The organism is Litoribrevibacter euphylliae, from assembly GCF_042646085.1.
GTDB classification, from domain to species: Bacteria; Pseudomonadota; Gammaproteobacteria; order Pseudomonadales; family Litoribrevibacteraceae; genus Litoribrevibacter; species Litoribrevibacter euphylliae.
The window spans coordinates 116345-132830 of sequence record NZ_JBHRSZ010000009.1; the positions used below are offsets into that span (position 1 = coordinate 116345).

The 16486-nt window shown below is 43.4% G+C and carries 17 protein-coding genes; 2 read left to right on the top strand and 15 right to left on the bottom strand.

The window, feature by feature from the left end:
- Nucleotides 1-277 precede the first annotated feature (277 nt).
- Nucleotides 278-916: a cytochrome c oxidase subunit 3 family protein gene (locus ACFOEK_RS19735; protein WP_386723206.1), complete on the top strand. Its 639-nt coding sequence runs from the start codon at nucleotides 278-280 to the stop codon at nucleotides 914-916.
- 13 nt (nucleotides 917-929) lie between these two features.
- Entirely contained in the window at nucleotides 930-1280 is a 351-nt protein-coding gene (locus ACFOEK_RS19740; RefSeq protein ID WP_386723207.1) for a cytochrome C oxidase subunit IV family protein, read from the top strand.
- A gap of 29 nt (nucleotides 1281-1309) precedes the next feature.
- Here the strand turns inward: ACFOEK_RS19740 and ACFOEK_RS19745 are convergent, their stop codons facing one another.
- The 15 genes from ACFOEK_RS19745 to ACFOEK_RS19815 all read right to left on the bottom strand — a co-directional run bounded on the left by ACFOEK_RS19745 (nucleotide 1310) and on the right by ACFOEK_RS19815 (nucleotide 16482).
- Nucleotides 1310-1663, bottom strand: coding sequence for a DUF1428 domain-containing protein (locus ACFOEK_RS19745; protein WP_386723208.1), 354 nt, complete (start codon nucleotides 1661-1663; stop codon nucleotides 1310-1312).
- Nucleotides 1664-1728: 65 nt separating this feature from the next.
- Entirely contained in the window at nucleotides 1729-2100 is a 372-nt protein-coding gene (locus ACFOEK_RS19750) for a YciI family protein (protein WP_386723209.1), read from the bottom strand.
- Between the two features lie 34 nt (nucleotides 2101-2134).
- On the bottom strand, nucleotides 2135-2977 hold the full coding sequence (locus ACFOEK_RS19755; protein ID WP_386723210.1) for a YciI family protein: 843 nt from the start codon (nucleotides 2975-2977) through the stop codon (nucleotides 2135-2137).
- Between the two features lie 204 nt (nucleotides 2978-3181).
- Nucleotides 3182-4459 (bottom strand): RNA polymerase sigma factor, encoded by a 1278-nt coding sequence (locus tag ACFOEK_RS19760; RefSeq protein ID WP_386723211.1) that lies wholly within the window; start codon nucleotides 4457-4459, stop codon nucleotides 3182-3184.
- Between the two features lie 2 nt (nucleotides 4460-4461).
- Nucleotides 4462-4947 carry a YbaK/EbsC family protein gene (locus tag ACFOEK_RS19765; protein WP_386723212.1) on the bottom strand — a complete coding sequence of 162 codons (486 nt, stop codon included), beginning with the start codon at nucleotides 4945-4947 and terminating at the stop codon, nucleotides 4462-4464.
- A gap of 113 nt (nucleotides 4948-5060) precedes the next feature.
- Nucleotides 5061-5675, bottom strand: coding sequence for a LysE family translocator (locus tag ACFOEK_RS19770; protein WP_386723213.1), 615 nt, complete (start codon nucleotides 5673-5675; stop codon nucleotides 5061-5063).
- 100 nt (nucleotides 5676-5775) lie between these two features.
- The gene (locus ACFOEK_RS19775) at nucleotides 5776-6270 is read right to left on the bottom strand and encodes an AAA family ATPase (RefSeq protein ID WP_386723214.1); all 495 of its coding nucleotides are present in this window, start codon (nucleotides 6268-6270) and stop codon (nucleotides 5776-5778) included.
- Between the two features lie 217 nt (nucleotides 6271-6487).
- Nucleotides 6488-7873 (bottom strand): phosphomannomutase CpsG, encoded by a 1386-nt coding sequence (locus tag ACFOEK_RS19780; protein WP_386723215.1) that lies wholly within the window; start codon nucleotides 7871-7873, stop codon nucleotides 6488-6490.
- Nucleotides 7870-9285 (bottom strand): mannose-1-phosphate guanylyltransferase/mannose-6-phosphate isomerase, encoded by a 1416-nt coding sequence (locus tag ACFOEK_RS19785; RefSeq protein ID WP_386723216.1) that lies wholly within the window; start codon nucleotides 9283-9285, stop codon nucleotides 7870-7872. Before ACFOEK_RS19785 ends, ACFOEK_RS19780 begins: the two co-directional genes overlap by 4 nt.
- 38 nt (nucleotides 9286-9323) lie before the next feature.
- The gene (locus tag ACFOEK_RS19790; protein WP_386723413.1) at nucleotides 9324-10718 is read right to left on the bottom strand and encodes a leucine-rich repeat domain-containing protein; all 1395 of its coding nucleotides are present in this window, start codon (nucleotides 10716-10718) and stop codon (nucleotides 9324-9326) included.
- Nucleotides 10718-12193 (bottom strand): right-handed parallel beta-helix repeat-containing protein, encoded by a 1476-nt coding sequence (locus ACFOEK_RS19795; protein WP_386723217.1) that lies wholly within the window; start codon nucleotides 12191-12193, stop codon nucleotides 10718-10720. The genes ACFOEK_RS19790 and ACFOEK_RS19795 overlap by 1 nt, the downstream gene beginning before the upstream one ends.
- 4 nt (nucleotides 12194-12197) lie before the next feature.
- Entirely contained in the window at nucleotides 12198-13322 is a 1125-nt protein-coding gene (locus tag ACFOEK_RS19800; protein ID WP_386723218.1) for an alginate lyase family protein, read from the bottom strand.
- Nucleotides 13313-14560, bottom strand: a complete 1248-nt coding sequence (locus tag ACFOEK_RS19805; protein ID WP_386723219.1) for an alginate O-acetyltransferase AlgX-related protein — start codon at nucleotides 14558-14560, stop codon at nucleotides 13313-13315. The genes ACFOEK_RS19800 and ACFOEK_RS19805 overlap by 10 nt, the downstream gene beginning before the upstream one ends.
- 169 nt (nucleotides 14561-14729) lie before the next feature.
- A complete protein-coding gene (locus ACFOEK_RS19810; RefSeq protein WP_386723220.1) occupies nucleotides 14730-15365 on the bottom strand; it encodes an alginate O-acetyltransferase AlgF in 636 nt (211 codons plus the stop codon).
- 10 nt (nucleotides 15366-15375) lie between these two features.
- Nucleotides 15376-16482 (bottom strand): alginate O-acetyltransferase AlgX-related protein, encoded by a 1107-nt coding sequence (locus ACFOEK_RS19815; RefSeq protein ID WP_386723221.1) that lies wholly within the window; start codon nucleotides 16480-16482, stop codon nucleotides 15376-15378.
- Nucleotides 16483-16486 lie beyond the last annotated feature (4 nt).

A 16486-nucleotide genomic window follows, 5' to 3' on the forward strand; every position in this document is an offset into this window, starting at 1 on the left:
CTCTACGAGCCTCGATATTTCGCAACCACGAAATAGCGTCACCAAATAAGACATCAAGAAACCAGTCCTTATTCTTAATATAGCGTTTGCATTGATATAGCTCATCTTCATTAAATATATTTCTGAGTATTTTAGTCAACTATAGAAGAATCACTGATGGCACGGATTCTGCCATTCATTAGGTATGAAGAATAGGTAAACCGATAGGCAGCAATGCGATTGGATCTAATGATCGATTGTTACTCAGTACCGCATAAGGACGCAGGTGTAAAAAACAATGAACACACAAGCAAGCACACTCGCCACCATACCCTCGAATAATGAGGCCGAAGAAGCTTATGAGGCTCCACCAACCTTTGACCCTAAACGTATTCCAGGGAACCCCGCCATCTGGGTTGGAATATTTTCAGAAATGACAGAGTTCGCGATTTTCTTCGTGATCTACTTTATTGCTCGAGCACATTACCCGGAGGAGTTTCTCAACGGGCCGTTAGAACTGCACACCACCGCAGGTACAATAAATACCTTGGTTTTGATCAGCAGCAGTTACTTCGCGGTTAAAGGTATTTTTGCATTAAGAAATGGAAATCCACACGCCTCTATGCGCTGGCTCTGGATGACCGTCGGTTGTGGGCTGATTTATTTAGCCGTGAAGTATTGGGAATACCAATGGAATATGGATCGAGGCATTGAAACGAACACCAATAACTTCTTCGCGATCTATTACTACACCACCTTTAACCACATGCTGCATGTTGGCTGGGGCAGCGGCGGAATTGTCTGGGCCATATATCAAATCAAGACCGGTGCTTTTGATGCCAACAACCATACAGGATTAATCGCCGCCGCCTGCTATTGGCACATGATTGATTTAGCCTGGATTCTAATTTTCCCATTGCTTTACGTGTTGCGTTAAGAAGGAGTTGGCCATGAACACAGAAGTAAAAAATGAAGCTAACAAGAACAAACCAGCCACGCATTCCATCAAACATTCCACTAAGCATTTGGATCGCCTTTGGCTGGTAATGATTGCTATCACTTTAACCAATGCTTTAATCGCGGAACAGGCCAAACCCAGCGCGGCAATTGCAGTTCTAATTTGCGGGATGATCGTGATCAAAGCGCGTCTGGTAATCGACTACTTTATGGAGTTAAAAGAGGCGTCCCCCTACATCTATTATCTGATGAACGCCTACTTTTACATCTTCCCGTTAGTTGCGTTACTCGTCTGGCTCTACCCTGAACCACTTGCCGAGCTAACGCGCTTGAGCCGTTTCTGATGCCTTACGTAGGAGCCTGATATAAGACACTAAATGTCTACAAGGACGTTAAATCCGCCAAAGATCAAACGCTTACCATCGAATGGCATGGGGTTCTGATTCGGGTCACAGATGGGATCTTTCATGAATTTAGCCATGCCTTCATCACGTACTTGTTTTGAAGGCCACATAATCCATGAGAACACCACGGTTTCATTTTCCTTGCACTTAACGGCCATAGGAAAAGATGTCACTTCCCCATCCGGTACGTCATCGCCCCAAGTTTCAACCACACGCTCGGCACCGTACTTCTTGAACACATGTGCAGCTTCTTCACAATGCCCTTTATATTCTTCTCGCTTGTCGGTTGGTACGGCACAGACAAAACCATCAACATAACCCATGATCACTCTCCTCTAGTTCCTAATTTGTAGATCTAAGTCTTAAAATTACTGCCCCAAAACGAGGGCTAATCCCCCTCATTGTTGTCGTCTTGAAGTTCACGAACCGGGCGAATCTCGACACTGCCGTACCGAGCGGGCGGAATCTTACTAGCCGCTTGAATGGCTTCATTTAGATCCCGAACATCTAAAAGATAAAACCCAGCCAATTGCTCCTTGGTTTCAGCAAACGGGCCATCAGTAATGTCCACTTTGCCATTGCGAACTCGTAACGTCGTTGCGGCTTGAGTTGCCAGTAAGGCTTCGCCGCCGATCATATAATTACGGGAACGTAATGACTCACCGCAATCAATGCATTCACGATTTAAAGCATCCCACTCGTCTTGAGTGAGCGCTTTCATCTTGGATTCGTCGTAGTAAACCAACGCCACATACTTCATAGGAAGACTCCTTTACCGTTTTGATTTCCTGCTTTTACTCTACAGGCGGCAACATCACCATCCAGCCCATGCCAAACTTATCAATTACCTGACCATAGAGTGGCGACCAGAAGGTCTTCTCTAATGGCATGCGTACTGTGCCGCCATCCGCCAAAGCATCAAAAACCTGACGTGCTTGCTCTTCGGAATCTATCGTCAATGCCAAATTAAACCCAGCAAACTCCCCTTCATCCCCACAACCGTCTGACGCATAGATCGTCATATCGCCAATGGTAAATTCGCAGTGCATGACCTTCTCTTCATAACCCGGTGGCAACATGCCTTCAGGCATAGGCTCTGGGCTTTCATTGAAACGCAGTAACATGTCGACTCTTGCACCCAAATGCGTTTGATAAAACGCCAATGCGTCATCGCAACAACCTGAGAAAAAGAGATAGTTATTTACCTGGGCCTGTCTCATGGCAATGGTGTGACGAAGCGCCTCTTCTTGATCCTGGCACTTCCCGTCCGTATCAACGTCTTTAAAATCTTCCATGTCATAGATCGGGCGGATATCGATGTCGGAGGCCTCATCCATTGGATTCGGGCACTTCTTCACCCACTCAATGGCCTCTTCAAGGGAACTCACCTTCCAGATCCAATAACCTGCAACGAGCTCATTGGTTTCAATAAACGGCCCTTTCGTTACAGTACGATCTTTACCATTGACGTGAACACGCGCACCTTCTCTGCTCGGCTTTAATCCTTCTCCTGCTTCCATTATCCCGGCATCTACCAGCGCTTCATTAAACTCGCCCATTGCTGTCAATAATTCCTGGCTCGGTAATACACCGGCTTCTGAATCTTTTGTTGCTTTCACCATCACCATGACTTTCATTGTGCATTCTCCTTTTCGTATGTTTCCTGAATTTAGCTCTTTTGTAGCTGTATGCAGATGGAATCAAGAGCGGTTTAGACTCTCCTAAATGCGCTCTCTACACAGTAGTCGAATGGGCTTTAGACAAATCGACATTTTTTGAAAAAATATTTAATTTTTTCTTCGGTAGTAAGGAGATTAATTGCAAGGCATATCTGCCAAAGCTTAGAGAGAAGCGAGTTTACGCTTGAGAATTCGCTGTTCCGGCGCTTGTTTCGCCAGACTTAAGGCGTGTTCGAAGGCTGCGATTGCGTCATCGACTCGACCCGCACGACTAAGAAATTCGCCATAGGTCGCGAACGTTAGATGGTAGTTTTTGAGTTCTTTCTTATTAAGCAGTTGTTCTACGATTTCGATACCAGCTTGTGGACCATCCCGCATCGCCACAGCAACGGCACGATTTAGTTCGATAATAGGTGATGGCGACACCAGCAGTAATGAAGAATACAAAGCAACGATTTGATTCCAATCCGTCAGGTCAGAACTCGGAGCTTGAGCATGTACAGCAGCAATTGCGGCCTGCAAAGTGTAAAAACCATAATCACGCGTTGCCAACGCACGCTGAACAAGCTCAACACCTTCTGCAATCAAAGAACGATTCCATAAGGTACGATCCTGATCTTCCAACAACACGATGTCGCCATTAGCATCAGCACGTGTAGCTCGTCGCGACTCATTCAATAACATAAGAGCCAATAAACCGAATACTTCCGCATCCGGCAGTAATGACATTACTAAACGTGCCAAACGAATGGCTTCTGCCGTAAGCTCCGAACGCATCACATGATCGCCAGCCGATGCGGAATAGCCTTCGTTATAAACCAAATAAATTACCGACAAGACAGATTCCAGTCTGTCAGGAAGCTCTGATTCGAAGGGGATTTGAAACGGAATCTTGGCTTCGCGAATCTTGCCTTTACCACGAACAATGCGCTGAGCCATGGTCGACGCCGAAGTAAGAAACGCACTCGCCACTTCCTCGGTAGTTAAGCCGCACACTTCACGAAGCGTCAGTGCCACCTGGATTTTCGGGTCAATAGCCGGATGACAGCAGGCAAAGATCAAACGTAACGAGTCATCTTCAATCACGTCTTCAACTTGATCTTCAATCTCAAAAGGAAAAAAAGCACTTTCTGTTTCATTGAAATCAACACCTGATTCTTCTGAAAGAATCTCATCATGACGCTTACGACGGCGGATTTGATCAATGGCTTTGAAGCGCCCGGTTGAAATCAGCCAGGCACTTGGATTAGTAGGAATTCCCGATTGCGACCATTGAACCAGCGCTGTACTGAACGCATCATGCATGGCCTCTTCGGCAAGGTCGAAGTCCCCCAGCAAACGAATCAGGCTCGCATAAACCTTGCGAGCTTCATTTCGATACAAGTCATCCAGCGTTGCTTGCACTGCATCACTTGTTGAAAGGGGTTCTTTGTTGGTCATAGCTATTTTGCCAATTCGACCCACTTACCTTGTGTCAGCTGAGGTAAATCAGCCGCTTCCAGTTCAAACACCGCGTTGGGTGTCCCTGCGGCAGCCCAAATCGACGGATATTGTTTCAAGTCAGGATCAAGAATCGTCTTAACGTCTTCATTATGAGCAATTGGTGGAACACCGCCGATGGCATAACCAATTCGATCACGAACGAACTTGGCATCTGCTTTAGCCAACTTTAGCCCGGTTGCTTCTTCCACCTTATCAGTGCACACCTGATTAGTGCCTGAAACAATCAGCAGTATTGGGTCACCCGAATTGGCGTCTTTAAAAATCAGAGATTTAGCAATCTGAGCCTGCTGACAACCAATGGCTTGCGCGGCTTCTTGAGCAGTGCGAGTAGATTCTGGCATTTCTTTCACAACAAACGATTTACCATGTTGTGATAGAAACATCTGAACTTTCTGTGATGACTTTGCAGTCAATTGCTGAGTCATATTAGACCTCTCCTTGTTATTGTTGTTTTATCCCTGCATACACAGAAGTTGGATACGAATAATGTATATCATCCGTTCTCAATTTCCATAGTTTGAAGCATGACAGATTGTAATCAATCACATATCTGTTGATAGATCTCTTGAACCACGGGCACTACCGACAGCACCAACAGCAACGACATGGTGTAGTTGAACCATTTACGATGCGCGTCTGATTTCAGAACTTTCTTGAGCATGGAGCCAAACATCAGCCACACACCCACACATGGAAATGACACCACCAAGAAAGTCAACGCTATGGTTAAGTTCTGGCTGTAGTAGCTTGCACCTAGTGTTGTGAATGCGGCAATCGCACCAGTCGCTACTACCCAGGCTTTAGCATTGACCCACTGAAACAAGGCCCCTTTCATAAAGCCCAAAGGTTCACCCTGCTCTTCACCTTTTGAAATTTCACTGGAGCGCGCAATCAACCAGGCCAGATACAACAAATAAGCCGTGCCTAAACATTTAATGATCAAGTGAAGGGATGGAAATAACTCAAACAACTGCCCAAAACCAAGGCCCACCAGCAACAGCATCAAGGCAAAGCCGACACAAATACCACTGAGCAGAGGAACACTCTTCTTAACACCAAAGTTTACCCCGGAGGTCATCACCATGATGTTATTGGGGCCTGGCGTTACTGAAGAAGATATGGCGAAGAGAATCACCGCATATATGTAATCCATTAGAGCGTCCCTACTATTGAGTTAAGAAAACTTCTGAGTTCAATAAGGTTGGGACGTTATGAATAATTTCAAGAGAAGTTGACTAGAAAAACAGCTTTTATTACAGATCTCTTACATGCCCGTTAGACGTCAGCATATTCTTTTGCCCATCAAACTGCTCAAAGAACCCCAAATGCGCACGTTGAGAGAAGGTATCATTCCGGGTTTCATAGTGTCTGATCCAATCAAGCAGCATTTCAAGATTGTTGTCTTGAGCTTCTTTCGACTCGTACTTATGAGGCTCCCATGGACGACGTTTTGCGTTCTCTATGCATTGATCAATTGGTAAATTGAGATAAATAATTTCATCTGAGTGCGGCCCAGCAATTTCCATTAAATCGGTATAACACCCTTCAATAACCCAAGCATCGTTTGACGCAACAAAGGCCTGAATAGCAGTAGCAGATTCCTCCAATGGCATACGTTCTGGCGGCGTAGTTGGCTTCCAGGCCAGTTCGTCCAGATCAAGATGGGACAAACGATGTGTTTCACAAAGTTGCTTTGCTAAGGTGCTTTTTCCTGAACCAGAGTTTCCAAATATTAGAATTTTTTTCATGAAATAACTCCTTGTAATCTTGAATGTAAGATAATTAATTCCCTGCCTTTGATGATTAATATGCAGATACCATTGGCTAATTTCACTGTCATTTGCGGTCATAAAGCGAACCGAACCATTGACCTTTTGTTCCAACGCCACCTACACGTCATACACTTGATCAACGTTGCCTAGCTGTTTGCCATCACCCAACCCGACCAAGGTTGGGTGCAGTAGTTCAAACTTGTTCTACCTTATCCCGAAGGACGGTAAGAACCTGTTTCGTCTTCTCTTCCATCAAAGCAACATCACCTTTTGATTCTACATTCAAGCGAACAACAGGTTCTGTATTTGAAGACCTAAGATTAAACCGCCAATCTCCAAAGCTATAGCTTAAACCGTCGGTATCGTCTTCAGATATTGCCTGATCTTTAAAGGCTGACTTTACTCGCTCTATAGAAGCGTTGGGATCAGCCAATTTAGAATTAATTTCGCCAGATGAAGGATACGCTGTCATTCGTTGATTAACCGCTTCTGAAAGCGTCATGCCCTTCACTGACAAAAGTTCCGCGACCAGCAACCACGGAATCATTCCAGAATCACAGTAGGCGAAGTCCCTGAAATAATGGTGAGCACTCATCTCACCACCATAGATGGCATCTTCTTCTCGCATTCTTTCTTTAATGAAGGCATGGCCTGTCTTAGACATTATCGCTTGGCCACCCGATTGCTCGACAACTTCTACCGTATTCCAGGTTAACCTTGGATCATGGATGATTTTCTCACCCGGATGTTTTTCCAAGAACGCTTCCGCCAATAACCCAACGATGTAATAACCTTCAATAAAAGAGCCCTTTTCATCAAATAAGAAACACCGATCAAAGTCTCCATCCCAGGCTATCCCCATATCAGCTTTATGCGCTACCACAGCATCGGCAGTTGCTGATCTGTTTTCTGGTAAGAGAGGATTGGGAATACCATTCGGGAATGAGGGGTCAGGGTCATGATTCACTTTTATAAAAGTTACAGGCACACCCAACGTATCAAATTTAGATTCTAGGTGATCAATGACATGACCCGCCGCGCCATTTCCGGCATTCACAACCAGCGTTAAAGACTTAATATTACTGACATCAACATAAGATAGAAGATGTTCAACATAATCATTCAAAGTATTAAGTTTTGAATACCTTCCTTTGGTATGTGAACTTTGAGGAACTGAGTCCAAGGATTCAGCCAGCCGCTTAATCTCAAATAAGCCACTATCACCAGAGATAGGTTTGCTGTCTTCACGAACCAGTTTAAGTCCGTTGTAGTCAATGGGGTTATGTGATGCGGTCACTTCAATGCCGCCATCTACTTTGAGAAAACGTGTCGCAAAGTAGACTTCCTCAGTACCAACCATACCGATATCAACAACATCACACCCTGCATCCTGAATACCATTAGCTAAAGCCAATTTAAGGGGCTCAGAGGTTTCTCTGACATCGCCACCAACAACTACTTTGTTGGCTTTTAGGAACGTCGCATAAGCATATCCGATTCTGTAGGCGACCTCTTCATTGAGGTCTTCACCTAGCTGGCCACGAATGTCATAGGCTTTAAAACAATTTATAGCTCTCATGCAGGAACCCGCCCGTACCTATCTTCAAAACGAACAATGTCATCTTCACCCAGATAGGCGCCAGACTGAACTTCAATTAACTCAAGAGGTACTTTACCTGGATTCTCCAGCGCATGAACAGCGCCAATCGGTATGTAAGTCGACTCATTTTCAGAGACAAGAAAGGTTTCATTATTAACAGTGACCTTGGCAGTGCCTTTTACAACAATCCAATGCTCTGCTCTGTGATGATGCATTTGAACACTCAACTTGGCGCCAGGTTTAACTGTAATGCTCTTAACTTGGTATCGGTGACCATTACCAATGGAATCATAGATACCCCATGGCCGATAAACATGACGATGAAAATTAAATTCCGACCGTTTTTCCTTTTTCAACTGATCAACTATGGCCTTTACATTCTGAACTTCAGACTTATCTGCAATTAACACCGCATCACTGCTTTCAATAACAACTAAGTCTTTAACACCGACTGTGGCTATTAAACGACTTGAAGAATGAAGCAGAGAATCTTTCGTATTATGGCTGATCACATCACCTTTGATATGGTTTCCATTTTCGCATTTCTCAGCGACTTCCCACAAAGATGACCATGCACCAATATCATTCCAGCCTGCATCCATAGGAACCACTTTACCATCGGATGTGTTTTCCATTACTGCATAATCAATGGAGTCCTCAGGACAAGGAGCAAAATCACTGTCAGAAATCCTGATAAAGTCGAGATCTTGTTCTGAGTTTTCATAAGCTTTTTTACAAGTCTCATAGATCTCAGGCTGATAGACCTTTAGCTCTTCGAGAAATTTAGATGCTTTAAACATGAACATGCCGCTGTTCCAGTAGTACTCACCACTTTCTAAGTACTGTTCGGCCAAACTCAGGTAAGGCTTTTCAACAAACTCATCTATCTCATAAGCATTCTCACATGCTTTACCTCGTTTAATGTAGCCATAACCTGTTTCAGGTTGATTCGGAACAATACCAAAGGTCACTAAACTGCCTTGTTTCGCATACTCCACGGCCGAATTTACGCTTTTAGTAAAAGCATCTCGATCTTCAATCAAGTGATCTGCGGCTAACACCAACATTAATTGATCACCATGACACTTAAGAATATGAAACGCTGCGAGCGCAACAGCTGGCGCAGTATTCTTGCCCATTGGCTCAAGAATAATTCCAGAATGGTGAAAGCCTTCAGCCAAGAGTTGCTCTGCAGCCAAAAAGCGGTGCCCTTCATTCGCAATGATTACTGAAGGTAAGGTCTGCAAGCCGTTTAAACGTTCGATGGTTTCTTGCAACATGGTTTTATCGCCATGAAGTTTAAGAAACTGTTTTGGGTAACTCTTTCTGGAAAGTGGCCAAAGACGTGTACCTGAACCACCTGCCATTACTACAGGAACAATATTGTCCATAATTAATTCCCTCAATAAATAAAAAGTACCAAAGTTAATTAACAATCAAAATCAGCAATAACCGTTGTTTGAGCCAAACGGCTGCGAAGAGCAGTCAAATCAGCGCAATCAAAAGACGCCGGTAGTTTGAGTTCTAATGAATCTAAATAGCCCAACTCATCGAGGACACTAAAATCTGTAATTTCATCTTCAGCAAATGAAAGCGTTGAGAGTTGAGTTAATAAAGGAAGTGTTGAAAAGTCTGTGACATCTAATTCGATATAGACCAAATCATTCAAAGAATGTATTGCGCGTAAAGACGATAGATCTGTTATGGGACTTCTACCCAGCGACAATTGAGCTAAGTTCTCCAAATCAGATAACGCTGAAAGATCAACGACATTTGTCCTTTCTAACTTAAGTAGTATTAATGCATCGAGGCTGGATACCGCGGATATATCAGTAAGCGGCACTTCGGTGATTTTTAACGTCTCAAGCTTACTTAACCCGAGTAATGCATTAAGGTCAGTTACTGAGTTCCTATGTAACCTTAACCCTTCAAGTTCTGTCAGATTGGCTAGCACGGAAATATCATCCAAATCGTTATTGTCTAGGAACAAAGATTTCAACTGGGTTTGACCAGCCAGAAAATCCAGGTTTTCAATTGGCATATCGACAATATGCAAGAAGGCTAGCTCTTGAATGCCTGCAATGGGGTCATAAGAATCTAAAGGAACATTCAGTAAATGCAGCGTATTAAGATTTCCCAAGCCTGATAGCAGAGAAATATCCGTAACTTGGTTGTTGTATAGATATAGAGACTTAAGGTTAGTTAGATTAGCCAGTGGTTGAAGATCTGAAAGCGTAGTAGCGTTGTCTTCATCCCCTAAATAGAGGTTTTGAAGGCCGGACAAATCTTCAACGCCATCTAAGTCTGCTACCGTATAACCGATACAGTCTAATATCTGAACATCGTAGAGGTCCTCCCAAGGTTCTGAAGAACTGCTGTTTTCAGTTCGATTTTCATCGAAACACGCGGTTAATTGCGCGTCAGAAAATTCAGCAGAATCAAGAGAAGGATTAGCCACTACGGTAATACTTACCCTTTTCGTGGTGGTTTTTCCTGAGTTGTCCGTTGCGCTAACTTCAAATACCAACGTTTCATTTTCAGATACCGAAGGCGCTAAGAAAGTTAACGAACTTTGATCCTGCAATTGCGCTGCACTACCCGCAACTTGAACGATATCGGTTCTGACAATACTGCCATCCGGGTCATAAGCCAGATCCAAATCAATTACCCCTGATTCAGAAACAGTGCTAGAAGCAGGATCGCTAATTACCGGGCTGTCACTGTCTTCAGAGCTTGAAGAACAACCAGATAAGAATGCGCTAAATAGCATGGCGATCAAAATACATAATCCCTGCTGATGTTTTAATTCAGAAAAATTACACATCACTGAATCATCTCCTTTTTAATACGAATACCCTGATTTTGTTCCGATAAGGACTTTTGGATGAGAGATTGATAAGGTTCCAAGTCACCTACGAATACCTTTGACTGAATTGCATCGAAGTAGAATTTGTTATCTGACAGAGTTAGCTCATCGAAACCAGAAGCCTGCACACTGGCAAGGCCATTTAGTTTGAAATAGTTTTTTTGAAGGATTAGGTGGTGTGTATGTACCGACGGATTTTCGAGAGTAAACCCATAGCTTTTGTTTCCAATCAGTAGATTGGATTGAAAAAGGCATAACTCGATACAGTTTGTTTTGATGCCAGATAATTGGTTATTCGCCGCAATATTCCCCTTGATGATTAAGGTCTCAGCGTTCTTTGGTTTGATTAAATCAATCCAAAGTCCATTCTCACCATTCTCTTGTAACTTATTTCCAGTGATTTCATTAAGGACCGGAGTGTCAGAAATAACTAAGCCTGATTTGGCCGAACCTGATACTGAGTTTTTAGTTACGACCTGAGAACGATTGCTTATCAGACGAATGCCATGACCTGTTTTAGTACCCTGAACCTTATTCTTAAGCACTTGAACACTTGAATTCCTTAGATCAATGGCTTCAGAGCGGCTATGTTTAAACTCATTATTGGTCAGAAGTACGTTGCCAGCATTGCTTCTTACACCAACAAATGCACCTTCAAATACCGAACTTTCAACCATAAGAACACCAGGTTTTGAAGCTTGCGATTGTTCATGAGCGGTTAACGTCAAACCTTTGGATAGAAAATCATCGTAGCCAAGATTCTTTAGCTGAGAATCAATGATCGATGTATAAGAACCATTCCAACTAAGAATGAAAGATCTAAAGCGGTTCGATATATCAACGGAAGCACTGACCGAGCCATTTCGGATATAAAGTTGCCCACGATTAATGATCGCTACCCCGGCTTCGCTTGTCAGTTCCAACGGGTTATCAATAATCAATGCCGCTGACGGCTCAATAATAATCGGGTAAAAAAGCTGATACCCCACTTCTTTCTTGGCTAGAATCGCTTTATTTGCAACACGAGTGTAAAGCTGATCCAGCGTTAGAGAACCACTTTTGATGAGTAAAGCTCTCGGGTGTTGTGGTTGATAGCCAGCAGCAATTTCAAACAAACCATTATTCACTAGAGATTGGAACATCCAACTTCCGTCTTGCCTCGAGAACAGAATCTGCTGCTCAACCTTTGCGATACCTTTCGGCATATCGAAAGAAGGCTTAGCACAACAGTCATCAGCTTTAGTGGCAGGTTTACTCACCTCAGACAGCCATTCCAAGTCCTGATACTGTTCGATATTAATGTCTGGAAATACCGCAGCATGGATTCCAGTACTAATCATCAACAAGGCGCAGAATGAAACTGTAATTGCTGAGGCTACAAAAACGCTCACTCTAGAGAGAGATGACTTATGATTTTGTTTATCAATCAACATAATTTCACCCTTCATACAGCGGTTGCACTCGACCGCCAATCAAGCTGTAACCATCGACCTTCCCTTCGTACTTCTGATAAAGCTTACGAGCCAGGACATGGTCTTTATGGTTGGATAGATAAGGGATTAACCAGGCCAATTTATATCGCTCAACCTTGGCCTGTTTAGCAGACAAAAGTTCACTGAACGTTTCTGGTGACAAGGTTGAAACCACTGCGAAACTAACTAGCTGCGATAAGATTTCTGATTGCTCTGGCGCCACCTTGTAGCCCGCTTTAGGAAGGTAATGCTCAAGCAAGACCAAAGGCGTTAAAGAGAAATGGCTATAGTTCACAGCTAACTTGCTGCGAGCTACCTCTATAGGAAAATAAGCATATTGACCACGATAGTTCGTTTTCGCTAAAGAAAGTGATTTGTTGAAACTTTCAAACGCCCAATCCGTAAACTCACGATTTTTAGTGATATACCCCGACGAGAACACGGCCCAGGCAGCCCAGTGATCGTGATTATTGAAGTATTTAAAATCCGTCTTGAGACGAACGTCATAATCTTCAACAACCTTGGCCGCCAGCTTGGCAATCCAATCCGTTTCTGTCTGAGTCAGCTTAAATTGGTTCTGGCTCATTACAGAGGATTTGATGATCATAGAATTAATAGAAGCCAGCGCCCATTTACGAACTGCTCTACCGGTTTTCGAAACCTCGTCAGTGAGTAACGCATCTTCTGATGCCCAAGCCGTTAGCCAAGAATGGATACAAATAACGGCTAGTTGTTGTTTCTTCTCTGAGTCACTTAATAAATACTCTGAAAACTTAACCAAGCCTTTGGTATAGCCATCAATACGCTGCTTAATTTCTTTGGCCTTTGGATCTTGTTTCGCTTTTAACTTGGATTTCGTTGAATCTGATTGGTCGTATTTACTCTCGATAATAAGCGCATCAGTGTATGGCTGCGGAACGTCTTTAGGGCATTCATTGGCCGCCTGAGCTACCGTTTTGTTAGAACACGCGTTCATGAATATCACTCCGAGAATCAGAACAACAGACCGACAAAGACGAATTAACCCTGCCTTTTTATCCAGCAGCGCTTTTGCACGCTCTTTTCTTGTTAGCATGATAGTTATCGACATAACCTGGCCTTTAACGTTGATGTATCAGAGATAGGTTCCGAAGGTTCAAGAAACACGGACATTAAGTTGGCATTTTGAAATTTTTCATCTTTGGATAACTCCAAGAGATACCGACCACCATCAACAATATTCGCTCTACGGAACCAAATTTTGTCCCGTTCACCATTGTCGTAATAGGTAATGACATAAAAGTCTTTTATGTTCTTATTGCTGAAGTCCAGTTGAAGAAAGCCATTAGAATTAGAGAGACGTTTGCGAGATCGCCCTGCGTTCGAGAGAATCTCAATGCGCTCTGCAGGCGCCATACTGGGTAGCTGAAGTTCATTCACCAAGATCTCATCTGCGCTATTACACGCACCTTGTACTGCTGGTATAAGTTGACGGTAAATTTTGTCCTCACTGAGAGGATAGCTGGCAGGCAACTCCCAAATAATCAGTTTTGGTGGATTGCTGTAATCGAAATCATCGGACTGCAAATACTGGACAAGAGAACCAATATCCCCTGCACCAGGCATTGCATAATTAAGGATATCGAGCATTAAAAACTCTTTTAAGAAGCCACCGAAGTTGTAGTTCTTATAGTCATCATCCCGTTCGGCACTGTTACTGGTTCCCACCAGAACAACACTCGGATCAGATACATCACCAAATAACGCATCTTCCCCCGAACTGACCGGCACAGTCTGATACCCTTTTACATATTGAGAACCAAAATTATTCCCGCAAATTCGGCGTAACGCCCGATTCATTGTGCCGTCTTTGGGGAGATAGGTACTTGCTTCGGTAATGTACTCCTTTGTTTCAAGGTCTTCATACAAGGGAAGCTGTTTAATGTAATCAGCAGCCAATTGAGCCGTGACCTTTGCCCCATAAGGTGTCCAGTGGTGATCTCTACGGAAGAAATAATCTTCCTCTAGCGAGCTATCAATTAAGGTCACAACATCTGGGACATGCGCTCCTGCCTGCTGAAGCTGATTGAGATAGTTTTTAAGGTTGTGGCGAGCGACTTCGAAATCAAAGTTGTAGCGATAGTCATCGTCAACACGCTGAGGGTTCATCAACCCACGAGTTGGTTGAACGACAACAACAAGCTCAGTACCGATACGCCTGAATGCCTCCACCAAACGTTTCATATCCGGCTCAAACTCTGATGCAATTCCAAAGGAGTTGCTTAAATCAAAGTCCGAGCGGAATAACCATGTTTCCTTACCTGGCGCAATGAAACGCATAGCCTTCATGATGCCTTCTTTGTAATGTTCCTCTGATGCAAGTTCATCACATATAAGACAATGCTCTCCTTCGCACTCGGCGCTAAATACCGAGTTCGAAAGACATAAAAGAGGCAATAGGACGAATCTTAAAAAATATTTCATCGCTGTCGCTGACCTTCCCCGAAATACAATCCAATTACTCAATCGTCGAAATTAAATCTGGCTGGACCAACGTCTGATAGCTGTCGCCTTCAGCCAAAATCACATAACTGTACGAACGCCCTTTTTTAAGAAAGCTTTCATCAAAATCAGCCAATTTGTTTTTGTCCTCATAGGCTGAAAATGCCATCTTGATTTCATTAATTAGGCGAGTGCCGTTCTCAAACGCAGACACTTTTTTAACCACCGCGTGTTTGCCATTTACCGTTTTTAATGAAAGAGGTTTCGCAGTGAAATTGTAAAAAGTGACATGTGCTTTTTTAGCACCTTGATAGCGTTCATCTTGTATAGGCTTGAGGGATGAGCCGTCATAGAAAAAAGTCAGCACTTGATTTTTTTCTAGTGGCAAATCCAGAACCACACTATCAACGGTTAACTTTGCAGCGCCTGCTGCAGTGAACAAATACTCACCCAGCTTGTAAGCAGAAAGTTGTTGAGCTGCCGACTTAGCACTTAACTGAACGGATACACTTTTTGAACTGCCGTTAAACACTCGAACAAAAGCCGAATCAGCAGGTGCAGTAACATCGTATAAGGCTGCATTGCCGTCCTCGGCCATTGCCGAGTTCAGCGATAACAATGAACAAACAAGAAGTAAAAGTAGGTGTTTCATTTCAGAGCTCCTAAAAAACTGAATCCATCATGGCTTGCCATGAATTTTTATCGTTATTTTTTTGAATAAGTGAGCGAACCGGGAACTCCCAAATCACCCATTCAATATCAGGGTCTTGTAATAACGCCCCATCAAGAAACTGATCCATTGCGACTAATGGTCCTTTTTCTTTTACCGCCACTGAAATCAAGTCCTGCTGCAATGCTTCACGCATATAGCCAGGAAAATTCCAATCATCAATGGCCGTGTAACTGGTACCGACAAGTGCAACAGACACCGCTTCATCACCAAAGAGCGAAGATGCTTCGTCCTGTTCATTACTTGCTTTAAGGGTTTGTAAAGCTGGAAGCGCTTCACCACGGGTTAAGTCGGGCGCAGCCCAAGCACTGACTTTGACGAAATTAAGTAAATCGCCAGAAAAATCCTTATCAGTGGATTTTTGAGTAACGTAACTGATCTCGCCAGTCAGTTCAGGAAAGTCAGCAACAAAGGTTTGTGCTGCGAGTTGAGCCCCTGCCGGAGTCCAATGCGTGTCTTTTTTCAGAAATAACTGCGTTGCTGGTTTGTTAGAAACAAACACATCTTTAATGGCAGAATGAGCAACATTCTCTTTCACCAACTGTTCAACAAATAACTGGTAAATATCGATCGAAGGTTCAGGAACAAAATACGGCGTATACTCAGAATAAATCGTCGCTTTCATTGGCACAGGAAGAAGTACCAATTTCTTGCCGTTTTCTTCTAATATCTGCTCAACCTTCTTTATTTGACCGACAAGTGATGGAATATGATTGCTTGCTGCCTCAAGGCTGCCAAATTCCTCTTTTGTAAATAGCCAGTCATCTTTGCCGATAACGACGCCGTCCAAGCCTTCATTGAATAAGAAGTACCTGAAGTTCGCCCACCCTTCGATGGAAACAGCTCTCAGAAATAAGCTTTCGTCATAATCCTGTTCAAAATCACGAGCCAGTTGACCATCAAAGAACAGAGTTAGAGCATCAATGTCTTTTTGAACATAGGTTACAATCTTAGGTAATGAGTAAATCACCATAAGAACCAACATGATCACAAATAAGTAACCGTTAATTTTGTGTGCTTCTTTCATGACCGGAAACATAACG